This window comes from Mesorhizobium sp. WSM4989 (assembly GCF_029625795.1).
Taxonomy (GTDB): domain Bacteria; phylum Pseudomonadota; class Alphaproteobacteria; order Rhizobiales; family Rhizobiaceae; genus Mesorhizobium.
Window position 1 is genome coordinate 1,402,752 of the sequence record NZ_JARTVN010000001.1, and the last position, 21,929, is coordinate 1,424,680.

15 protein-coding genes and 3 pseudogenes are annotated in these 21,929 nt (G+C 63.4%); 10 read left to right on the top strand and 8 right to left on the bottom strand.

Annotated elements, in window-relative coordinates:
- Positions 1-28 precede the first annotated feature (28 nt).
- The 3 genes from zwf to edd all read left to right on the top strand — a co-directional run bounded on the left by zwf (position 29) and on the right by edd (position 4,085).
- Complete coding sequence (gene zwf / locus P9217_RS06815; RefSeq protein ID WP_095801102.1) at positions 29-1,498, top strand: glucose-6-phosphate dehydrogenase; 1,470 nt, start codon at positions 29-31, stop codon at positions 1,496-1,498.
- The gene (gene pgl / locus P9217_RS06820; protein WP_278086359.1) at positions 1,480-2,196 is read left to right on the top strand and encodes a 6-phosphogluconolactonase; all 717 of its coding nucleotides are present in this window, start codon (positions 1,480-1,482) and stop codon (positions 2,194-2,196) included. Before zwf ends, pgl begins: the two co-directional genes overlap by 19 nt.
- A 65-nt stretch (positions 2,197-2,261) precedes the next feature.
- Complete coding sequence (edd, locus tag P9217_RS06825; protein WP_278086358.1) at positions 2,262-4,085, top strand: phosphogluconate dehydratase; 1,824 nt, start codon at positions 2,262-2,264, stop codon at positions 4,083-4,085.
- 93 nt (positions 4,086-4,178) lie between these two features.
- Here edd and P9217_RS06830 read toward each other — a convergent pair whose 3' ends face one another.
- Positions 4,179-5,075: a LysR family transcriptional regulator gene (locus P9217_RS06830; protein ID WP_127214509.1), complete on the bottom strand. Its 897-nt coding sequence runs from the start codon at positions 5,073-5,075 to the stop codon at positions 4,179-4,181.
- A gap of 107 nt (positions 5,076-5,182) precedes the next feature.
- Between P9217_RS06830 and P9217_RS06835 the strand changes: the two genes are divergently transcribed.
- Positions 5,183-6,187, top strand: coding sequence for an NADP-dependent oxidoreductase (locus P9217_RS06835; protein WP_278086357.1), 1,005 nt, complete (start codon positions 5,183-5,185; stop codon positions 6,185-6,187).
- A gap of 51 nt (positions 6,188-6,238) precedes the next feature.
- On the opposite strand, the pseudogene P9217_RS06840 reads toward P9217_RS06835, so the two are convergent.
- The 5 genes and pseudogenes from P9217_RS06840 to folD form a co-directional block, all read right to left on the bottom strand.
- Positions 6,239-6,364 (bottom strand): annotated as a pseudogene (locus tag P9217_RS06840) (transposase domain-containing protein); the annotation flags it as partial.
- A 48-nt stretch (positions 6,365-6,412) separates the two neighbouring features.
- A pseudogene (locus P9217_RS06845) lies at positions 6,413-6,601 on the bottom strand (transposase); the annotation flags it as partial.
- A 93-nt stretch (positions 6,602-6,694) separates the two neighbouring features.
- Positions 6,695-8,356, bottom strand: coding sequence for a VWA domain-containing protein (locus tag P9217_RS06850; protein ID WP_095801106.1), 1,662 nt, complete (start codon positions 8,354-8,356; stop codon positions 6,695-6,697).
- 86 nt (positions 8,357-8,442) lie between these two features.
- The gene (locus tag P9217_RS06855) at positions 8,443-9,405 is read right to left on the bottom strand and encodes a GlxA family transcriptional regulator (RefSeq protein WP_082953990.1); all 963 of its coding nucleotides are present in this window, start codon (positions 9,403-9,405) and stop codon (positions 8,443-8,445) included.
- Positions 9,406-9,457: 52 nt separating this feature from the next.
- Positions 9,458-10,357: a bifunctional methylenetetrahydrofolate dehydrogenase/methenyltetrahydrofolate cyclohydrolase FolD gene (gene folD, locus P9217_RS06860; RefSeq protein ID WP_095801135.1), complete on the bottom strand. Its 900-nt coding sequence runs from the start codon at positions 10,355-10,357 to the stop codon at positions 9,458-9,460.
- A 431-nt stretch (positions 10,358-10,788) separates the two neighbouring features.
- Between folD and proC the strand changes: the two genes are divergently transcribed.
- Positions 10,789-11,604: a pyrroline-5-carboxylate reductase gene (gene proC, locus P9217_RS06865; RefSeq protein WP_127239869.1), complete on the top strand. Its 816-nt coding sequence runs from the start codon at positions 10,789-10,791 to the stop codon at positions 11,602-11,604.
- Here the strand turns inward: proC and P9217_RS06870 are convergent.
- Positions 11,579-12,919, bottom strand: coding sequence for an NAD(P)H-dependent oxidoreductase (locus P9217_RS06870; RefSeq protein WP_127239868.1), 1,341 nt, complete (start codon positions 12,917-12,919; stop codon positions 11,579-11,581). The two genes, proC and P9217_RS06870, sit on opposite strands and share 26 nt — an antisense overlap.
- 523 nt (positions 12,920-13,442) lie before the next feature.
- Here P9217_RS06870 and P9217_RS06875 point away from each other — a divergent pair.
- The 4 genes from P9217_RS06875 to P9217_RS06890 are packed head-to-tail and all read left to right on the top strand — an operon-like array spanning position 13,443 to position 18,998.
- Positions 13,443-14,891, top strand: a complete 1,449-nt coding sequence (locus tag P9217_RS06875; RefSeq protein WP_278086356.1) for a TolC family protein — start codon at positions 13,443-13,445, stop codon at positions 14,889-14,891.
- 38 nt (positions 14,892-14,929) lie between these two features.
- Positions 14,930-17,062 carry a type I secretion system permease/ATPase gene (locus tag P9217_RS06880; RefSeq protein ID WP_278086355.1) on the top strand — a complete coding sequence of 711 codons (2,133 nt, stop codon included), beginning with the start codon at positions 14,930-14,932 and terminating at the stop codon, positions 17,060-17,062.
- Positions 17,063-17,077: 15 nt separating this feature from the next.
- Entirely contained in the window at positions 17,078-18,367 is a 1,290-nt protein-coding gene (locus P9217_RS06885; RefSeq protein WP_278086354.1) for an HlyD family type I secretion periplasmic adaptor subunit, read from the top strand.
- Positions 18,357-18,998 (top strand): ribbon-helix-helix domain-containing protein, encoded by a 642-nt coding sequence (locus P9217_RS06890; protein ID WP_127248300.1) that lies wholly within the window; start codon positions 18,357-18,359, stop codon positions 18,996-18,998. Before P9217_RS06885 ends, P9217_RS06890 begins: the two co-directional genes overlap by 11 nt.
- Before the next feature lie 13 nt (positions 18,999-19,011).
- Here the strand turns inward: P9217_RS06890 and P9217_RS06895 are convergent, their stop codons facing one another.
- On the bottom strand, positions 19,012-20,013 hold the full coding sequence (locus tag P9217_RS06895) for a transglutaminase-like cysteine peptidase (RefSeq protein WP_095826906.1): 1,002 nt from the start codon (positions 20,011-20,013) through the stop codon (positions 19,012-19,014).
- Between the two features lie 324 nt (positions 20,014-20,337).
- Between P9217_RS06895 and P9217_RS06900 the strand changes: the two are divergent.
- Positions 20,338-21,929, top strand: a pseudogene (locus tag P9217_RS06900) (Ig-like domain-containing protein); the annotation flags it as partial.

A 21,929-nucleotide genomic window follows, 5' to 3' on the forward strand; every position in this document is an offset into this window, starting at 1 on the left:
CGGCTAGCGGCATCAAACCGGACTGACCATGACCAGCCAGATCATCCCTGTCGAGCCTTTCGACTTCATCATCTTCGGCGGTACCGGCGACCTGTCGGAGCGCAAGCTTCTGCCCTCGCTCTACCACCGCCAGCGCGACCACCAATTTTCGGAGCCGACGCGCATCATCGGCACGTCGCGCGCGAAGATGAGCGATGCCGAGTTCCAGACCTTCGCCAAGAAAGCGATATCGGACCATGTGAATCCGGCCGACATCGAGCCGAAGGAACTGGACACATTTCTTGCTCGGCTTTCCTATGTCTCGGCGGACGCCACCTCCGGCGTCGGCTTCGACAAGCTCAAGAAGGCCATCGGCGACAGCGACCGCATCCGCGCTTTCTACCTCGCGGTGGCGCCGGCGCTGTTCGGCGACATCTCGCATCAGCTCAAGGAACACAAGCTGATCACCCCGAACTCGCGCATCGTGCTGGAGAAGCCGATCGGCCGTGACCTCGCCTCGGCACGGGCGCTCAACGACGCTGTGGGTGACGATTTCCACGAAAGCCAGATCTTCCGCATCGATCACTATCTCGGCAAGGAAACGGTGCAGAACCTGATGGCGCTGCGCTTTGCCAACGCGCTTTATGAGCCGCTGTGGAACTCCGCCCATATCGATCATGTGCAGATCACCGTGGCCGAGACCGTGGGTCTCGAGGACCGCGTCACCTACTACGACAAAGCCGGCGCGCTGCGAGACATGGTGCAGAACCACATCCTGCAGCTGCTTTGCCTGGTTGCCATGGAAACACCGTCCTCGATGGACGCGGACGCCGTGCGCGACGAGAAGCTGAAGGTGCTGCGGGCGCTGAAGCGCATCAACGGCAACGAGGCGCCGAAACACACGGTGCGCGGCCAGTATCGCGCCGGCGCCTCCGCCGGCGGGCCGGTCAAGGGCTATGTGGAGGAACTCGGCAAGGACAGCAACACCGAGACCTTCGTCGCCCTCAAAGCCGAGATCGGCAACTGGCGCTGGGCCGGCGTTCCTTTCTATCTCAGGACCGGCAAGCGGCTGGCGACCCGCGTTTCGGAAATCGTCATCGAATTCAAGCCGATCCCCTATTCCATCTTCGGCGACAGCGCCGGGCCGATCTTCGCCAACCAGCTGGTGATCAGGCTGCAGCCGGACGAAGGCGTCAAGCAGTACATCATGATCAAGGATCCGGGGCCGGGCGGGATGCGGCTGCGCCAGATCTCGCTCGACATGAGCTTCGCGCAGTCCTTCCACAGCCGCGCGCCGGACGCCTACGAGCGGCTGATCATGGATGTGGTGCGCGGCAACCAGACGCTGTTCATGCGTCGCGACGAGGTCGAGGCGGCCTGGAAGTGGATCGATCCGATCCAGAACGCCTGGGAAAGCGCCAGGCAGGAAGCGCAGGGCTATACGGCCGGCACCTGGGGCCCGTCGGCCTCCATCGCGCTCATCGAACGTGATGGACGGACATGGCACGAGAGCAATTGAGCGGGGCCGCTTACGCCTGGAACGGCTTTGCCGACCGCCAGCAGCTGGCGGCGGCCCTTGCCGGCCACGTCGCCGCCCGCCTGACCAAGGCGATCACCGACCGCGGCACGGCGCTGCTCGCCGTATCCGGCGGCACGACGCCGGCAAAATTCTTCGCCGCGCTCTCTTTAATCCCGATCGCCTGGGACAAAGTCACCGTGACGCTGGTCGACGAACGTTTCGTGCCGCCCTCCTCGCCGCGCTCGAATGCCGGGCTGGTGGCGGCCAACCTGCTCCAGAACAAGGCAGCGGCAGCGCGCTTCGTGCCGCTCTACCATGAGGCGGCGAGCATCGAGGAAGCAGCGGCGTCGGACAGCGAGGTCCTGCAATCATTGCCCTGGCCGCTGGATGTGGTGGTGCTTGGCATGGGTGCCGACGGACACACGGCCTCCTTCTTTCCCGATGCCGGCAATCTCGCCGAGCTCATCGACCCGTCCTCACCGCGGATCGTGTTGCCCGTGCATGCGCAAAGCGCCGGCGAGCCGCGGCTGACGCTGTCGATGGCGCGGATCGTTGCCGCCGGTTTCATCGCGCTCCACATCGAGGGAGAGGACAAGCGCATCGCCTTCGACGGCGCGATGGGAGCGGGCATGAAAAAGCCCGTCCGCAACGTGCTCGAGGCGGCGCCGATACCGGTAGAGGTGTTCTGGGCACCCTGATTTCACCAAAGGAACAGCCCCGGAGGCCGTGGGAGGACGTTTTCCGGGGCCCGAAAGGACCAGCCATGACAGCCAGACGCGACATCGAAGCCATCACGGAACGCATCCGCCAACGTTCGAAAGCCGGCCGCGAAGCCTATCTCGGCCGCATCGCGGAGTCGTCGGGACGCGCCGCCAACCGCGCGGTGCTCTCCTGCGGCAACCTCGCCCACGGCTTTGCCGTCTGCAGCCCATCGGAGAAGGTGGCGCTCGGCGGCGATCGCGTGCCCAACCTCGGCATCATCACCTCCTACAACGACATGTTGTCGGCGCATCAGCCGTTCGAGACCTTTCCGGCGCTTATCAAGAACGCGGCACGCGAGGCAGGCGGCATCGCCCAGGTCGCCGGCGGCGTGCCGGCGATGTGCGACGGCGTGACGCAAGGCCAGCCAGGCATGGAACTGTCACTGTTCTCGCGCGACGTGATCGCCATGGCAGCGGCGATCGGCCTTTCGCACAACATGTTCGACGCCGCCGTCTTCCTCGGCGTCTGCGACAAGATCGTGCCAGGGCTGGTGATCGCGGCGCTCACCTTCGGGCACCTGCCGGCTGTCTTCATCCCCGCCGGACCGATGACGTCGGGCCTGCCGAACGACGAGAAGGCCAAGGTCCGCCAGCTCTATGCCGAGGGCAAGGCGGGCCGCGCCGAGCTGCTCGAGGCGGAGTCCAAATCCTATCACGGGCCGGGCACCTGCACCTTCTACGGCACCGCCAATTCCAACCAGATGTTGATGGAGATCATGGGCCTGCACACGCCCGGCGCCTCCTTCGTCAACCCGGGTACGCCGCTGCGCGACTCGCTGACCAGGGAGGCGGCGAAGCGCGCGCTGGCGATCACCGCGCTCGGCAATGCCTATACGCCGGTCGGGCGCATGATCGACGAGCGCTCGATCGTCAACGGCGTGGTCGGCCTGCACGCGACCGGCGGCTCGACCAACCACACCATCCACCTCATCGCCATGGCCGCGGCAGCCGGAATTTCGCTTACCTGGCAGGACATCTCCGACCTGTCGGAGGCCGTGCCGCTGCTCGCCCGCGTCTACCCGAACGGACTCGCCGACGTGAACCATTTCCACGCCGCCGGCGGGCTCGGCTTCCTGATCCGCGAGTTGCTCGACGAAGGCTTGCTGCACGAGGACGTGCAGACGGTCTGGGGCGAAGGCCTGCGGCCCTATGCTGTCGAGGCAAAGCTCGGCGCCGACGGCAGCGTCGTGCGTGAAGCGGCGCCGCTCGAGAGCGGCGACGAGAAGGTGCTGGCGCCGTTCAAGAAGGCGTTCCAGCCGACCGGCGGACTGAAGGTGCTTGCCGGCAACCTCGGCCATGCCGTGATCAAGACCTCTGCGGTCAAGCCCGAACGGCGCGTCATCGAGGCGCCGGCCAAGGTGTTCGACAGCCAGCAGGGGCTGAACGAAGCTTTCAAGTCGGGCACGCTGACCGGCGACTTCGTCGCCGTGATCCGCTTCCAGGGGCCGAAGGCCAACGGCATGCCGGAACTGCACAAGCTGACCACCGTGCTCGGCGTGCTGCAGGATCGCGGCCAGCGCGTCGCGCTGGTGACCGACGGGCGCATGTCGGGTGCTTCCGGCAAGGTGCCGGCGGCGATCCATGTGACGCCGGAAGCGGTCGAGGACGGGCCGATCGCCAGGATCCATGACGGCGACATCATTCGCCTCGACGCCGACGCAGGCACGCTGGAGGTGCTGGTGCCGGGAACGGAGTTCGCGCTGCGCCGCACGGCGGATGCCGACCTGATCGGCAACGAGTTCGGCTTCGGCCGCGAGCTGTTCGCCGGCTTTCGCCAACTGGTTGGCCGCGCCGACCACGGCGCCGCCGCCTTCGCAAATGCCTAACCTCAATCTGCTAAAAAAAGAGCGGCTCGGTGCCGCCGCTCGGAGCCGCCCTTTGTCGTAAGCGGTGTGCCATCGGCACCTAGACAAGAGGTCTCACGAGGTATTCTTGCCACTGAAGACCTCCGCCAAATAGTCAATAAACACCCTGACTTTACGTGGGGTGTGACGTCGCTGAGCGTAGAAGGCGAAGATCGGTTGCTCCATGGGTTCATGATCCGGCAGCAGCCGCACGAGGCGGTTCTCCGCTATATCCTGGGCGACCATGAAATCGCCCAAGAGGGAGTACCCCCCTCCCGCTAGGCAGGCGTTTCTCACCGCTCGCGCTGAGTTCATTGTCAATTGCTGCGGCACTTCGAAGTCAATGACCTTTCCTTGATGCGAAAACTTATGAACGCGCCCCCATTCCCCGCTGACCTGAGTAACGGATGGGCACGCTCTGATCTCGTCCAAGGTCCTGGGTGTCCCATATTGCTGGCAAAACTGGGGTGTCGCGACGAACACGATCCTCTGCGTGAAAATCCTCTGCGCAATCAGGGATGAATCGTTCAACGGTCCTACCCGGATGGCGACATCGAAGTGCTCGCCAATGAGATCAACCAAACGATTGCCAAGGTCGATTGAGACATCGAGCTGCGGGAACCGTCGCACGAACTCAGGAACCACTGGTGCCAGGCACTCATTACCAAAGGCCGTTACGCAGGAGACGTGGAGTTGGCCGCGAGGAGTTTCGTGGCGTTCGCGTACTGCGCTCCGCATCTGATCAAGCTCCTCCAGGAGGCCGGTGCTCTTTTGCACGAACTCCATCCCGGCATCCGTCAGATTGATCTGCCTGGTGGTGCGGTTAAAGAGACGTACGCCCAGATCGGTCTCCAAGTCCGCCACAATGCGGCTTACCGAGGCAGCGGAAAGGCGCAAATCCCGGCTCGCAGAAGAGAAGCTGTTATGCCTGGCGACTGCCACGGCCACCTTCATGGCCTCGATCATATCCATCCGCCATTCTTCCGAAATTCAAAATAATGTCTCTCACCGTGCGCTCTTTAACACGGAAGCCGAAATCATGCATCAATGGGGCGAACGCTCAAATTGAGGAGACGGACATGTCCAAAAATCCTAGCTGGATACTTCGCAGCTACCCTTCCGCAATGCCCTCCGTCGAGAACTGGAGCCTGGAGGAGCGTTCAATTCCCGATGCCGCGGATGGTGAGCTGCTGGTGAAAACTCTGTGGCTCTCCGTCGATCCCTATATGCGCGGTCGGATCAGCCCCGCGAAGAATTATGCTGCTGGTTTTAGAATTGGCGACCTGATGTGTGGCGGCGGAATTGGCGAGGTAATTACGTCTGAGTCTCCAGACTTCAAGCCAGGCGACCTCGTGATGAGCGATCATTTTGGTTGGCAGCCGTTCAGCGTGATCCCGGCCGCGTCAGCCAAGCCCGTGACGACAACCGACGCTCCGATTCAGGCCGTACTGAGCTATCTCGGCATGCCCGGTCTCACCGCCTACTTTGCCCTCCTCAAAACCGCAACTCCGAAGGTGGGGGAAACGGTGTTGATCTCTGCCGCTTCAGGAGCTGTGGGGCAGATTGCGGGACAGATCGCGCGGATCAAAGGGTTCGACCCAGTCGCTGTTGCGGGCTCGGACGAGAAGCTGGAATGGTGCAGGGAGCTTGGATATCGGACTGGCGTCAATCATCGACGCTCCGCTGATCTCGTGGCAGATGTCGCGACCGCATGCCCTAGCGGCGTCGATGTCTTTATCGACAACACCGCCGGGCCGATTCACGATGCAGCCATGTTAAACCTCAACATCTTTGGCAGAGTGGTGATTGTCGGCACTATTGCCTTGGCCAACCGGTTTGACCAACCAGATATCGGTGTCAGGCATCTCAGAAGGACACTAATCACCCGTGCGCGGATAGAAGGATTCTTGCTCGACGACCACGAAGGAGAACACGAGACCGCGATTGCCGATCTGCTGTCATGGTACAAACAGGGACTGCTTCAGACACGGGAAGATGTTGCGGAAGGGATCGAGACCGTGCCCCACGCTTTCGTTCGGATGTTGAAGGGAGAGAACTTCGGCAAGCAACTGGTCAAGCTATGACGCTCTAACCAGGGTTGTCCGCTTCGGCCCGGCCCGATTTTTGTGCACGCGTTACTCGAGCGGATCGTTCCAAGGCAGCAGCTCATCGATCCGCCTCCGCTTGTGGCCGTTGACGATGGCGGTAAGCGTGGTGGTCAAGTAGGCCTGCGGGTCAACAGCATTGAGTTTGCAGATCTCCTCTGGCGCAGGCAAAACTAGGTTGCCCTGCCGGGCCAGCGTTCGCCAGGACGACAGATGGTTGGCCTCCAGCCCGTGGCGCTCCGCTACTTCGTTCACCGTCACGCCCGGACGCAAGCCCTCCGAAACGATCTGTGCCTTGACCTCATCCGGCCATTGGCGATGCGCCTCACGTCGGCCCCGCCGTGTCGTGAGAACCTCCAATGTCGTGTCCTGGAGAAACTGCTTCTCGCTCATCCATGGAACCTTGATCACAGATCAGGCGTCAGCGGACAACGTTGGGGGCAAAACAGCGGTTACCCTTTTTCGTTCGTTTGCGGACGGCGATGCCTACTGAACGGTGATCTCGCTCCGCTCACCGGCCTTGATCGTCACCGGCATTTCCTTGTCCTGGCCCTGATCGGACATGTGCCGCACGACGACATAGTCGCCGGCGGGGATAGTCTGTTGCCAGCTGTCGCCATAGGTCAGGCCGAGCGACTTGCGCTTGCCCTCAGCATCCTTCTTTGACGAGAACACCTCGATCGAATAGGCGCCGGGCGCCGACATTGCCAGCACGCCGGCGCCGAGAGCCACCTTCACATCCTGGTTGTCGCCGGCCTTGATGCTGAAGGGCTGTTCGACAACGGCGAGATCGAGCGTGATTAGCGCGACATAGTCGTCCGGCGGCAGCCAGAACTTGCTGTCCGGACCGTAGGAGTGCTCCACGCTTTCACGCGAACCGTCGATCTTCTTCTTCGCCTTGACGATCTCGAAGCCGATGCCGGAATTGTCGGCCTTGTCGCCGCCGGCGGTGTAGTAGGCGTTAAGCACGGCATGGCCGACGCCGACCACGATATCCTTCTCGACCGTCTGTCCGGCGGCAAGCTGGATGGTTTCGGTCACCGTGCCGGCGCCGATCTGCACCGTCACCTTTTGCTCGCCGGCGGGCACGGTGGCCTTGGTGTCGCCATAGTGGGTCGTGCTGCCGCCCGGATAGGCGAAGTCGACACGCGCCTCGCCGCTGATCTCCGAGCCCTGGCTCGCATGCGGGTGGATAACCAAGGTTCCGGCGTTCAGCGTGAACAACGGGCTGTAGGTCTGGCCGGCTTCGATCTTGATCTTCTGCTCGCTCCTTGCCTCGTCGGCGCGACCGACGACAATGTAATCGCCCGGCTCGAGATTGATCTTGAGCTCGCCATACTCGGTCATGACCTGATCGCCGCGCGAGCCGTCGGACTTGGCCTTGTAGATCTCCCAGGCATTGCCGTCGGTGATGGCATCGCCGCCTTCAGCCATGACGACGCTCGGCGTGAAGTTGAATTCAGGCTTGGCGGGTTCGGGTGCAGGCGCCGGCGCCGGGGCCGGAGCAGGCTCTGGCGCGGGCGCCGGCGCCGCGACGGTCTCGACCAGCGCTTGCTGCAATGCCTTCTCGTCGGAGGCCTGGATGTATTTTCCGCCGGTGTTCTCGGCGAGGCAGGCGATCTGCCTGCCTTCGTCGGCGGTCAGGCCGAAGCCGACTACGTCGGCGGTGAAGTCGACGCCGGTCTCCTTCAGCTCCTTGCCGAGCGCGCACGGATCGCCACCGCAGGTCTCAAGACCGTCGGTGATGAGAACGACCGTGGCCTTGTCCTCGGTGTATTTCAGCGCTTCGGCGGCCTGCTTGACGGCCGCCGTCAGCGGCGTCTTGCCGAGGAATTTCATGCTGTCGGCGGCCGCCGAGATCGCGCTCGCCGAACCCGCCTGCGGCGGCACGATCAGCTCGATGTCCGCGCAGCTACCTTTCTGGCGATGCCCGTAGGCCATGAAGCCGATCTCGTCGTCGCCCGGCACCGACTGCAGCACCGTGCGCAGCGATTCGCGCGCGATCTCGAGCTTCGGCTTGCCGTCTATCTGGGCCCACATGGAGCCGGATGCATCGAGAATGATGATGACCTTGTTGGCGGCAAAGCCAAAGGTGGTCATCGACAAAAGGAGGATCGCCGCAGCAACGCTCCGTGCCAGTCCCGCCATGAAAATCTCCTGAGTGAACCCCCGTCCGCGCCGGGAAAGCTATTTGAGCCGGGCTTTGCAGACAAGTCCGATGGCCGGCAAGTCGCTCAATAGGTGGTTCGGCGCTCTTCCGACGGCGGACGGCCGAACTGCAGCCGGTAGCTTTGCGCGAAATAGGAGTGGGAGGTGAAGCCGGTGGCGATCGCGACGTCGAGGATCGGCATATTGGTCTGGCGCAGCAATTCGCGCGCCCGCTCGAGCCTGAGCCGCATGTAGTAGCGGCCCGGCGTCACGTTGAGATGGCGCAGGAACAGGCGCTCGACCTGGCGCACCGACAGGCCCGCCGACTTGGCAAGCTGCACCGCCGACAAAGGCTCATCGAGATGGTCGGCCATCAGCTCAACGATACGTCTCAGCTTCTCCGACTTGCCGGTGAGGTCGCGCTCAGGTCCGACGCGCTGGCGGTCACCGGCCGAGCGGATGCGCTCGTGCTGGAACTGGTTGGCGACGCCATTGGCGAGGTTGGAGCCGAAATCGCCGCGCACGATCTCCAGCATCAGATCGATCGAGGTGGTGCCGCCGGCGCAGGTGTAGCGCTTGCGATCGATCTCGAAAACGTTGCCGGTGCAGTTGATGTCCGGAAAACGCTCCATGAAGCCGGCGCGGTTTTCCCAGTGGATAGTGCAGCGGTAGCCGTCGAGCTGGCCAGCCTCGGCGAGCAGATAGGAGCCGACCGAGAGCGCGCCGAGCGCGTTGCCGCGGCGGCCCCAGCTGCGCAGCGCCGCCAGCACCTTGCTCTTGCCGGGGAACTCGGTGGTGAGCCCGACCGAGACGAACAGGATATCGACCGGCGGCATGTCGGCGACTGAATAGTCGATCTTGAGCGGAAGGCCGTTGGAAGCCATGACCGCGTCGCCATCTGCCGATATCGTCGTCCAGCCGTAATAATCACGGCCGAGCAGACGGTTGGCCGAGCGGAAGCAATCGATCGCCGCCGCCAGCGAGAACATCGAAAACTTGTCGACCAGCAGGAAGCCGAACTGCCGACCGCCCTGAACGGGATCGCCCATGACCGGCCGTTCAACAGGAGCAGTAAGATTCGGCAAGGATGCTGCTTTCCGATCAGAAGGACGGCCGCTTCAATCCGGCCGCGAGGTAGGCGGAAGCTACAGTGTTGGCCATCAGCATGGCAATGGTCATCGGTCCGACGCCGCCGGGGACCGGCGTGATGGCGCCGGCGACCGCGGCCGCTTCGGCATAGACGACGTCGCCGACCAGCCGCGACTTGCCTTCGCCCTTCTCCGGCGCCGGAATGCGGTTGATGCCGACATCGATAACGGTGGCGCCGGGCTTCACCCAATCACCCTTGATCATTTCTGGACGGCCGACGGCGGCGACCAGGATATCGGCGGTGCGCGCCAACGCCGGCAGGTCCTTGGTACGGCTATGGGCAATGGTGACGGTGCAGTTGGCGGCGAGCAGCAGATTGGCCATCGGCTTTCCGACGATGTTGGAGCGGCCGACGACGACTGCATTGAGGCCGGAAAGGTCCTTGCCGCGCACGCGCTGGATCAACAGCATCGAGCCGGCGGGCGTGCAGGGCACGAACGCCGTCTCGAGCTCGCCGGTACCGAGCTTGCCGACATTGATGAAGTGGAAGCCGTCGACATCCTTTTCCGGCGCGATCGTCTGGATGACGTTGCCGGCATCGATATGGCCGGGCAGCGGCAGTTGCACGAGGATGCCGTGGATCGACGGGTCGGCGTTGAGATCGCCGATGGTCTTCAACAGCTGCTCTTCGGTCGTCTCAGCCGGCAGCGTGTGCTGGAGCGAATGGAAGCCGCACTCCTTGGCCGTGCGCGACTTCGAGGCGACGTAGACCTGGCTTGCCGGATCCTCGCCCACGATCACCACCGCCAGACCGGGCCTGGTCGCGCCCTTGGCCGAAAGCTCGGCGGTCAGCGCCTTGACCTTCGATACCACGTCTGCGGCGACACTCTTCCCGTCGATCACTTCGGCCATCATTCACCTTCAACACTGTTGCGCGGCCACGCCTCGCACGCAGCCCTGATCCTCAATCCAGCAGTCGGCACGCGAACGCGGCGCGCAAGCGGTCAAATGCCGCGCGGCATTTTCACGAAAATTCGACAGGGCAATCCCGTCAAAACGTCGTCGGATGCCGTAAACCCGAAACCGGCTGCTCTTATCGAAGGCCGCTTTTAGCGAAGACGGAGTGTTTTAGAAATAGCGGCGGCGCGAGCGGCTTTCGGTCAGATCGCGCACCGCCTCGCGGAATCGCCGGCAGGGCCGCAGCGTGCTTGGCCTACGACAAGTGTCGCTGCGACCTCTCTCGGCTCGCCGCCCCGACTGATCTGGCCGATCGATCTCCTTGAGACTGGACTTTTCCGCAACCGCGCGAGCGGCTAAGGAGAGCCCTCTTTGCGGAGGTTTCGATGACCATCAGGCTCGTTCTCGCCGGTTGCGGCAATATGGGTTACGCGATGCTCTCTGGCTGGCTGAAATCCGGCAAGCTCGAGCCGTCGGCGGTGTTCGTGGTCGAGCCCAATGCCGAGTTGCGCAGGCGAGCCGAACATCTTGGTTGCGGCGCCGCGGCCGACGCATCCGCAATTCCCGCCGATGCCATGCCCGATCTCGTCGTCATCGCCGTGAAACCGCAGGTCGTCCGCGATGTGACGGCAAGCTACAAGCGCTTCGGCGACGGCAGGACCACCTTCGTCAGCATCGCCGCGGGCACGCCGGTCGCGACCTTCGCGGAGATCCTGGGCGGGCTCGCGCCGATCGTGCGCTGCATGCCGAACACGCCGGCGGCGATCGGCAAGGGGATGATGGTGGTGTTTTCCAACCCGCTCGTTCCCGACAACGTCAGGCGCTTCGCCGCCGAGCTGCTGTCGGCGAGCGGTGTCGTGACGACGATCGACGACGAGAGCCTGATGGACGCCGTGACCGCGGTCTCCGGTTCCGGCCCGGCCTATATTTTCCATTTCATCGAGGCGCTGACGGTCGCCGCCGAGAAGGCCGGCTTGCCGGCCGAGACAGCCAAACTGCTCGCCCTGCAGACCGTCTATGGTGCAGCCTCGCTTGCCGCCGAAAGCGATGAAGAGCCGGGCGTGCTGCGCCAGCAGGTCACCAGCCCGAACGGCACGACCGCCGCAGCGCTTGCAGTGCTGATGGGCGAAGACCGGCTGACGAAGCTTTTGACCGACGCGGTGGAAGCGGCGCGGCTCAGATCGATAGAGCTGGGGAAGTAGTCCTCACGCCATACAGCATCTCGTCCTGCAGTTGGCGCAGGGCAAATAGCTTGGTCGTCTGGTCGGGCGTGGCGTTGTCGGCGGTCAGGAGTTCGCCCTTCCTGACCGGCTTCAGGACCTTGCCGCCTTCGAGCAGTCCGACCGGCACGGCATGGCTGGCGCGCGCCTCGGCGACCGTCATGGTCCAGGAGCGGTAGCAGGTCTCGCCGATGGCGTCGAAGATCTCGCCTGCGGCGAGGTCGCGCTTGGCGACCGCGCAGACCTCGGCCACCGGTTTAGGCAGCGGCACCATGTCGGGTTTGCCGTAGAGCATGATGCGGGCTGCGGTCAGCGGCACCTCCAGCGAGGTCAGGTGGTACGGCCTGAAGAAGCTGTAATAAGGGCCGTGGCCGACATGGAGATCGTCCATGCGCTCGACGACGCGCGGATGCGTCGCCTCAACGATGACGAAGACGCCAGGCGCCACGCCCTTGCCGATCGTGTAGTCGACGATACCCTTCTTCGACAGGATGCCGCCGTCCTCGCGCGGGATGAGCACCTTGGCCAGCTGATCACGGTCGGCTTTCGGACCGTGCATGCCCGGAACATCGGGCACCAGGCCGGTGGCGTTGGCGATGGCGCACATCTCGACCATGGTCTTGGAGCCGTCGACGAACTCGACCAACATGCGCGGGTTCATGTTCCGGCGCAGCGCTTCATCCCGATAATCGTCGGGAACGGCGTCGTGGTTGAGCGGGTTGTTCTTGCCCTTGCCGGCCGAGACGATGGTATAACCGAGCGCCGAGGCGAACTCGATCAGCTCCATGCAGCTCGACGGCTCATCGCCGGCGCCGACCGAATAGACGACGCCGAGCCGATCCGCCTGCTGCTTGAGGTAGCAGCCGATGGTCACGTCGGCCTCGACATTCATCATCACCAGATGCTTGCCATGTTGCATGGCCATCAGGTCGAAATCGGCGGCGACGCCGGGTTTACCGGTGGCATCAATGACGACGTCGATCAGCGGATTGGTGACCAGCATCTCGTTCGAGGTGATGGCGATCCTGCCGCCTTCTATCGCCTGGCTTACCTTGGAGGCGGTCTCGGCTTCTGCAGCCATTGCATCGTCGCCATAGGCGATGCGGATCGCGTCGCGAGCCGTGTGCGGGCGGCGCGTGGAAATGGCCGCAATCGAAATGCCCGGCATCAGCATGCCCTGCGTCACCAGATCGGTGCCCATCTCGCCGGAACCGATGACGCCGATGCGCACGGGGCGGCCGTCGGTGGCGCGCCGGGCGAGATCGCGGGCAAGCCCGGTCAGGGCGACATTTGTCATACAAGAACGTCCATGCTTTGCTTCAGCCCGCAATACAGGGAACGATCCCCGTTTGCCAACAAAACCAGCCACCCATGGGCAATTTCGTGCGCACGTCTTGCAGGACCGGCGCAGATTTCCCGCAGCAATCCGCAACCTTCAGGTGTTTCAAAGCCTTGGCCATGTCCGGAGGAAGGGCAGATGCCGCGGTTCATGCCAAGTGCCGATCTGACCGCCAAAGTTGGCACGGTGAGCGACGCCTCGGTCGATTCCTTTGTGCGGACTTACTGTTTATTTAGGGAAAATAGTGTTCGCGGTCGGTTTCAACTGAACGGCGCCCTCGGCGAGGATCGTTTTCTGTGCCATTTTTGCTACATCCGCCGGAACTAATGGCTGGAATCCGTGCTTTTGGAGCGCTCCAAATCAATAAGTCCTCCCATCCGCGAAAAATCTGCTAGATACTCGTTGCAAGCTCCGGTGGCAGGCTTGGGCGAAATAAGCGCTGACAAAAACAAAAAGGCGCGGGGATAGTCACGGGGTAGAAATGACCAGGACGGGTAAAGTGACCGTCGGCTGGCGCTTTGCGCTTGCCATGACGGTGTCGATGCTGGCTTGCGGAAGCGCCAGCGCACTCACGCTCAAGGAAGCTGTAGCAGTCGCGGTCGAATCCAATCCGGAGATTGGGCAGGCGATCGAAAACCGCGAAGCCATCGAATTCGAGCTGCGCCAGGCGAAAGGGCTCTATCTTCCCAGCGTCGATCTCGAAGCGTCGACCGGCGTCCGCCGTCTGGATAACGACTCCCGGCGAGCGCTCGACGAGGACCATGACGCGCTTTATCCAAACGAAGCGGACCTCACCGTCTCACTGACGCTCTATGACAGTGGCGCGAGACGGGCCGAATTGAACCGCCAGGCCTCGCGCGTCGACGGAGCTTCCTTCAGGGTGTTGGAACGGTCCGAATTCATCGGGCTTGCCGTCGTCCAGGACTATCTCGAATACATGCTGCAGGCGTCGATCGTCGCCGAAGCGAAGAAGAACCTCGGCTTCCATCAGTCTATACTCGGCGACATCAAGCAAGGCATCGCGGGCGGCGCGCTCAACGATGCCGACCGGCAGCAGGCCGAGGAGCGGCTTTACGCCGCCAAGGCGCGGATGCAGGAGGCGACCGAGGAACTGGAAGCGGCCAAGATCCGCTTCTTCAAGAATGTCGGCAAGCCGCTGACCAACCCGTCGCGGCCGGCCGATGTGGCCGGCGCGCTGCCGCGCTCGCTCGATGACGCGATCGGGCTTGCCAGACAGAACAATCCGCGCGTCCACATGGCCAACAGCGACATCGATGCTGCCGCGTCGCTGGTCGACGCCGCGCGGGCGAAATACGGCCCCACCATTACCGCCGAGGGTGTCGCACGGGGCGGCTATGACATCGACGGCGACGACGGCGACACCAGCGACCTGCAGGCTCGGGTGGTGCTGCGCTGGAATCTCTATCGCGGCGGCATCGACAAAGCCAACGAGCAGGAGCAGATCCGCCGCACCAGCGAGCAGCGCCTTGCGCTGCATCAGGTGCTGCGCGAGATCGAGGAAGCCGTCCGCACATCTTGGGACCGCCGCTTCCGCCAGGCGGAACTTGCGCAGACGCTGCGCCTGCAGGCAGCAACCAACGAAAGGCTGGTTGCCTCCTACCGCGAGCAGTTCAAGGTCGGACAGCGCTCGCTGCTCGACGTGCTCGATGCGCAGAACACGCGCTTCAACACCGCGACGCTGGCCGACACCTCGTCCTACGCGTCGCTGTTTGCCCAATACCGGCTGCTGGCCGCGACCGGGGAGTTGCTGAAGACGCTGAACATCCAGCCGGCCAAGCAGGCAGCCGCCTACGCGCGCAGCGAATTCGGCACGCCGGCGACAGCCGATACCGAAACCTATGCGCGCACACCATCGGAGCAGAAGAACGATCTGCCGTTCGACATCCTCGCGCCGGTCAGGAAGAAGTAGCCGATGTAAGCATCGATCTCTGGTCCTTCGGGCGGATCGTGAACCAGCAACCTAATATCATCTCGCCCAAGGAGGCTTTCAAAGCCTGCTTCTCGGCGATTGCAGCCTATCTCGGCCGGCCGAGCGCCGAGACCGTGCTGTTTGCCGGGGTGCCGATTTCGGACACGCGCATCGAGCCGGACGACATCAGGCATCTGGCCGAACGGATCGGTCTCGAGGTCCAGGCGTTCAACCATCGCGATTTCGTGCGCGGCCGGGTCGATCTTCCGGCCATCGTCTTCCGCGCCAGCCAACTGCCGGTTGCGTTGCTCGCCGAAACGGAAACCGGGCAGTTCCTCACGGCGCCGCAGGAAAACGGCCGCACCACGATCGGCAAATCGGAGCTTGCCGAGAGCTACATCAGCGGTGGCGCCTCATTCTCGATCACCTATGCCAACACCGCCGAGGAGATGACGGTCGGCACGGCGCCGAAGATCGAAAGACGCCATTGGCTGACCGGAACGATGGGGGCGTTCTGGCGCACCTACTCGAAGGTCGTGCTGTCGGCGGTCTTCATCAACCTCTTGGCGATCGCCTCGCCGATCTTCACCATGAACGTCTACGACCGCATCCTGCCGAACAAGGCGATCTCGACGCTCTGGGTGCTGGCGCTCGGGATCGGCGCGGCCATCCTGTTCGACCTGTTGCTGAAGACGGCCCGTGCCTCGCTTATCGACTATGCCGGGCGCAAGGCGGATCTCAGGATTTCCTATCTGCTGTTCGAGAAAGTGCTCAACTCGTCGCTTTCGGCGCGGCCGGGATCGACCGGCGAATACGCGAATCGTGTCACACAATATGAGTTCGTGCGCGAGTTCTTCACCTCGAATACCATAAGCGTCTTCATCGACACGGTTTTCGTCTTCGTCTTCCTGCTGGTCATCTACGCTATTGGCGGCTGGCTGGTGATCATACCGGCGCTCGCCTTCGTCATCGCCGTCATTGTCGGTCTGGTGACACAGAGGCGCATCGGCAGGCGGGTCGCCGCCTCGATGAACGAATCTGCCCAGCGCCAGGCGCTCCTGGTCGAGTCCATTTCCACGCTGGAGACGATCAAGTCGCTGCGCGCCGAGGCCTATCTGCTGCGCAAATGGGGCGAGCACTCGAAGAACGCCGCCAACACCTCGGAGAAGATCAAGGAGCTTTCCGCCGCTGCCGGCAACATCACCGGCGCCATCCAGCAATTCGTCACCGTCGCCCTGGTGGTTGCCGGCGCCTATGCCTTCTCGGAAGGCCAGGTCTCGACCGGCGCGATTATCGGCACGGTCATGCTGGCGGGCCGCGCGGTCGCGCCGCTCGGCCAGATCGCCATCACACTCTCCCGCTTCCGGCAAGCCGTGCTGTCGCTCAGGATCGTCAATACGATCATGTCGCAGCCGGAGGACCGGCCCGACACGGTTGGCTTCGTCAACCGGCCGATCCGCAGCGGCGCGATGCTGTTCAAGAATGTCGGCTTCGCCTATCCAGGCACCGAAAACGAGGTTCTGAACGGGCTCAACATTGCAATCCGCCCCGGCGAGCGCATCGGCATCATCGGCCGCATCGGCTCCGGCAAGACCACGATGGGGCGCCTAATCGGCCGGCTGTTCCTGCCGACGTCCGGAGAACTGCTGCTCGACGGCATCGACATCCGCCAATACCACCCGTCCGAAGTTCGTGCCGCGGTCGGTATCGTCGCGCAGGCCGGCGACCTGTTTTCGGGCACGATCAAGGAAAACCTCCTGATGGCCGCTCCGGACGCGACCGACGAGGAAATCATCGATGCGGCGAAGGCCGCGGGCGTCGACGATTTCGTCTCTCGCCATCCGCGCGGCTACGACATGAATGTCGGTGAGCGTGGCACCAATCTGTCGGGCGGCCAGAGGCAGGCCGTGGCGATCGCGCGGCTGCTGCTGACCAAGCCGAAAATCGTGTTCCTGGACGAGCCGTCGGGTTCGATGGACCTTGCCTCGGAACGGCAGCTGATCAGGCAGCTCAAGGTGGCGTTCGACCGCAACACGACGCTGATCGTGTCGACCCATCGCTATAGCATGCTGGAGCTGGTCGACCGCCTCATCGTCATCGAGCAGGGGCGCGTGGTCGCGGACGGAGCAAAGGAACAAATCATCCAGGCATTGCAAAAGGCGAATGCCTGACCGGGACGTTGGGGAATGTTAGCAAAAGACGACCGGCCGCCGCTTTTCGCTTCGGCGTCCGTATACATCATAGGGGCACTGTTCGTGGCCTTCACCGCCTGGGCATCCTTTGCCGAGGTCGATGAGATCGCGCGCGGCGACGGCAAGGTCATTCCCGCTTCCAAGACGCAGATCATCCAGGCGAGCGAAGCCGGCGTCGTCCAGGAAATCGCTGTCAAGATTGGCCAGACCGTCAGGAAGAACGATCTGATCATCCGCCTCGACAACACAGGCAACACCTCGAGCCTCGGTGAGGAGCAGGCCAAGGCGCGGGCGTTGCAGGCGCGCATTGCCAGGCTCAAATTCGAGCAGAGCGGCAATCTCGAGGGCACGTTCCCCTGTCCGTCCGACATCCAGAAGACTGCCCCGGAGATCTGCGACAACGAGCAGAAGCTGCTCGTTGCGCGCCGGGACAACTTCCAAGTCAAGCTTTCCGTGCTGAAGTCGCGTCTCGATCAGCGCGAGAAGGAACTGGACGAGGCAACCGCCAATTCCGACCGCCTGTCCAAGAGCCTCGCCGTCAGCGACCAGGAAACGGCGCTGGTCGAATCGATGGTCAAGAAAGGCCTGATGGCCAGGACCGAACAGATTCGCGTCGAGCGGGAGCAGACCGATCTGCGCGGGCAGCTCAACCTTGCCGGAGAGACCATTAAGAAGAGCAAGGCGGCCATCACCGAGGCGCAGCTTCAAGTCGACGAGCTCGGCCTGCAATTGCAGCAGGAAGCATTGAGCGACTTGACGCAGGCGCTGGCGGACCTCTCTGTGGTGGACGAAACCATTCGCGGCGCCACCGACAAGGTGACGCGGACCGATATTCGCTCGCCTGTCGACGGCATCGTCAACACGCTCGATGTCAACACGCTCGGCGCTTTCGTCCAGCCGGGCGCGGTCGTGGCCGGCATCGTGCCGACCTCGGAGACGCTGCTGGTCGAGGCGCGGGTCTCGCCGCGCGACGTCGCCTTCATCCAGCCGGACCAGGACGCGCTGATCAAGGTCACGGCCTACGACTTCTCGATCTTCGGCGGCATCGAAGGCAAGGTCTCCAACATCACCGCCGACAGCCTGGTCGACCAGAAGACGGGCGAGCCCTACTATCAAGTGCGCGTCGCGACCGAGAAATCCACGCTGCAAAGGAACGGCAAGACTTATTCGATTATCCCCGGCATGATCTGCTCGGTCGATATCAAGACCGGGCGCAAGACGATCCTCAACTATCTATTGAAGCCCATCAACAAGGCGCGCCAGGAGGCGATGAGTGAACGATAGCGCCGCACGCCCCGACACTCCGCGCGACCGGCTGCTGCCGCCGCTCGCAGCCGAGGATTTCGGCCCGGAGTTCCGCGTCGTGGCGCGTGGCGGCGTGCGCCGCGGCATCCGTTTGGAGCGCGCTTTCTGGGTGTCGCTGAAGCAGATGGCCGAAAGCCGCAAATGCACGATCGGCATGCTGGTCGCGGAGATCGCCGAAAATCATCCCGACCAGGGCAATCTCACATCGGCGATCCGGGTCGCATGCATGCGCGGCCTCGCCGAGGAAAGCATGGAACTGCGCAAGCTCGCCTCGATCCGGACCATCAACGCGATCCTGGTCGCCTGCCCCTCGCCCGCCTTCGCGCTGTCTTCGTCGAAGAAGATCCTGACCTTCAATGCCCCGTTCCAGCAATTGGTCAGGCGCCAGCTGCCGAACGCGCCGGGCGACGACGGCAGGCAGGACCTCAAGCTGGCGCTGGACCTCAACGTCGTCGACGTTTTTGCCCGGCTCGACGCCAATGGCGAGACACCCGTCACCACCGGCTTCGTCATCGGCGCCGGCGAGCGCCGCTACAGGGGCCAGCTCAGCGCGGTGCGCGCGCCGGTCACAGAGCCGGAGCTGTTGATGGCGTTCGTCTTCAACGGTTGAAGAGGCAAGCCGCCTACTTCGCTCCGAAACCGGAGCCTGCCGACGTGACCGTCACATCGGGCGAAGCGCCTTCGCCGGGCGCCACTGTCGCGAAACCACCGGCGATGTCGGCGATCTGTGCGCCGGCTTTCGTGCCGTGGATCCAGGCTCGGTCGGTGCTGAATGAATAGAGCGGGACATAATCGGGAAGATCGCGGTCCATCGCCACAACGTTGCTGAGGCTGTCCAGGATGAAGGTGCCGCTTCCGGTGCTCACCGACAGCACCGCGTGGAAGAATTTCCGGCGGCGATCCTGCAGCACGACGAGCGACATGCTTTGCGCCGGGATCCCGGCGCGCAACAGCGCCGCCATCTTCAGGATCGCGAAATCCTCGCAATCGCCGGCGCGATGCTCGAGGATCTCCGACGGCTTCGCCCAGTAGTCGAGCTTGCCGTAGACGACGCTGTCCTTGCGATAGGCGATCAGCCGGTTGATGCTGCTGTTGACGAAGTCCAGCTTGTCGCGAAAAGCCTTGTTGGCTGCAATGCCGACGATCTCCCCAAACGCAGCGTTCTCACGATCGCAGGCACTTCCGGCCGTGCAGTCGATAATCGCCTTGTAGACAGGCGCCCAGCGCGCGGCGACCGGGAAGTTGCGCATGGACAAGGCGACCGACCCGAACACGCCCGGAATGATCGCCCCAGTCTGAATCGGGTCAACCTGGATCGGGTCGATCCGGATCGGATCGACGCCGGGGGTAGCCTCTCCACTCGCAGAACTTGCCGCCGGGCGGACTTCGAGAGGCGCATAGGCACTGGCGGCACCGCCGACCCGGTACGCGGCAACAGGCTGCCATGGCTGCAATCTGGCCAGCGAAACGCCGCCGAGATCGGCCGGCGCAGGCAGCGTTTGAGAGGCGGGACTTGCGACGGAGACTGCGCTGGCGGACGACGCATTCGGCAGACCGGCCAGGCCGATTGCCAGCAGCAGAACCTTGACCCTCGACGCCGACGAGGCAGCTTTTTGTATTTTCATGACGCCCACCTTTGACTGTGGACGCTACCGATCTTGTCTCAAATTATCGGAAAGGAAGGTGGGTAAGTTTCCGCGAATCAATCTATTCTGCTTTGTCTCAAATTTTATTCAAATTTATACTTGAATTTGTCGAACTGCCGCCGCGCTCCCCAGCCGGTTCGGCGGCGCCCCTGAAGATATATAATTGGATATATCGTTGCGATTTACCAAGTGTAAAAAATGCAAACCCATGCATATTCAAGTATATCAAAAAGATTGAAGGTACGTTGCAAAGTTCGAGCCCCGCATGTCTCTTGCCGGGAAATGCCGAAGGGGGCTTGAGCTATGACGACCAGTATCGAATTCGACGCCGTTTCAAATTTCTCGGACGAGCACGCGACTGTCGGCGAACAGCCGATTTCGGGTGTCATTTCGGGCGTCCAAGTCGCCCAGGCCTCCGGCGGCCAGACGGCACCAGCGGCAGGCGAACCTGTGCCGGTCGATGTGGGAAGCGGCGCGCCGGCAAAGGGCGACGGCAACGCCCAGAACGCACAAAGCACAGCCAAGCCGGCGGCGGACGGCAACGCTCCTGCCGCCAACGCCCCTGCCGGAAACGCGCCAGCACCGAACACGGCAGCCTCGAACGTTGCGCATGAATATCACGCCGAGGCCGGCAATGTCGTGAAGCTTCCGGCCAATGTCTCGATCGACGACATCAAGGTCGACGGGCACAATCTGGTGCTGGTGCAGCCGGACGGCGCCGAGATCGTCATCAAGGACGGCGCGCTCAACGTACCGACCTTCATCATCGGCAATGTCGAGGTGCCGCGCGTTGCCCTGATCGCCGCGCTCGAGGCCAGCCATGTCGATGTCGCCTTCGGCGCCGACGGCTCGATCTCGGCCGGCGGAAATGGCTCGCCAAGCAGCGCCGGCGGAGACTTCTCGGTGCCGCCTGGCGGGATCGGCGACGGCTTCGGCCTGTCGGCACTTTTGCCGCCAACGGCATTGGCGTTCGGACAGCCGGAGAACCGTGAACTGTTCCCGTCCCTGCTTAAGCCGGACTCCACGCCGTCGATCGGCACCATTGGCGAAGCGAGCGTCAACGAAGCCGGCCTGCCGCCACACGGCGGATTGCCGGCCGGTTCCGGCGAGATCGCCGACGGCGATTCCGGCAACAACTCCAACACCTCCGAGACCACTTCCGGCACCATTGGCTTCACCTCGCCGGACGGCGTGGCGCAAGTCACGCTCGACGGCCATGTGCTGACCTCCGCGGCGCAGACCTTCACCGACGCCACAGGCTCGCTGACCGCAAGCTATTCTTTCGACGCGGCTACCGGCACCGGCACGATCAATTACAGCTACACACTGAACACCAACACTTCGGGCGACGGCACGAGTGTGAGCTTCGCGGTCGGCGTGACCGACTCCGACGGCGATGCCGCACCTCCCGGCACCCTCGTGATCAACATCATCGACGATGCGCCGACTGCTGTTGCGGATACGGATGCCGTGCCTTCGGGCTCACACGCGTCGATCGACGGCAACGTCATCACCGGCGCGGGCAGCGACGGCAACGCGACAGGCGCCGATATCCAGGGCGCCGACGGCGCGAGCGTTACGTCGGCCTATGGCAAGGACGGCGCGGGATCGGCGCAGACGGTAACGGGCGCCGGAGTGTCGATCGTCGGCGAGTATGGCACGCTGGTGCTGCACTCGGACGGCAGCTACACTTACACCCGCGCCGCGGAGACGAAGGGCGGGGTGGACGACGTATTCCACTACACGCTGACGGATGGCGACGGAAACCAGTCTTCGACGACACTGACCATCTCGATCGGCAACTCGACGCCTACCGTGACCGACCTGACGCCGGCAGCCAATGGCGGCGACGTGACGGTCAACGAGGACGACCTGCTCGCCAGCCGCGGCGCCGG

Bases quoted from the DNA above. Each gene is read 5' to 3' on its own strand.
- pgl (WP_278086359.1), top strand. From the start codon at position 1,480: ATGGCACGAGAGCAATTGAGCGGGGCCGCTTACGCCTGGAACGGCTTT.
- P9217_RS06835 (WP_278086357.1), top strand. From the start codon at position 5,183: ATGTCCAAAAATCCTAGCTGGATACTTCGCAGCTACCCTTCCGCAATG.
- P9217_RS06870 (WP_127239868.1), bottom strand. From the start codon at position 12,919: ATGACAAATGTCGCCCTGACCGGGCTTGCCCGCGATCTCGCCCGGCGC.
- P9217_RS06875 (WP_278086356.1), top strand. From the start codon at position 13,443: ATGACCAGGACGGGTAAAGTGACCGTCGGCTGGCGCTTTGCGCTTGCC.
- edd (WP_278086358.1), top strand. From the start codon at position 2,262: ATGACAGCCAGACGCGACATCGAAGCCATCACGGAACGCATCCGCCAA.
- P9217_RS06830 (WP_127214509.1), bottom strand. From the start codon at position 5,075: ATGGATATGATCGAGGCCATGAAGGTGGCCGTGGCAGTCGCCAGGCAT.
- proC (WP_127239869.1), top strand. From the start codon at position 10,789: ATGACCATCAGGCTCGTTCTCGCCGGTTGCGGCAATATGGGTTACGCG.
- folD (WP_095801135.1), bottom strand. From the start codon at position 10,357: ATGGCCGAAGTGATCGACGGGAAGAGTGTCGCCGCAGACGTGGTATCG.
- P9217_RS06885 (WP_278086354.1), top strand. From the start codon at position 17,078: ATGTTAGCAAAAGACGACCGGCCGCCGCTTTTCGCTTCGGCGTCCGTA.
- P9217_RS06895 (WP_095826906.1), bottom strand. From the start codon at position 20,013: ATGAAAATACAAAAAGCTGCCTCGTCGGCGTCGAGGGTCAAGGTTCTG.
- zwf (WP_095801102.1), top strand. From the start codon at position 29: ATGACCAGCCAGATCATCCCTGTCGAGCCTTTCGACTTCATCATCTTC.
- P9217_RS06850 (WP_095801106.1), bottom strand. From the start codon at position 8,356: ATGGCGGGACTGGCACGGAGCGTTGCTGCGGCGATCCTCCTTTTGTCG.
- P9217_RS06855 (WP_082953990.1), bottom strand. From the start codon at position 9,405: ATGGGCGATCCCGTTCAGGGCGGTCGGCAGTTCGGCTTCCTGCTGGTC.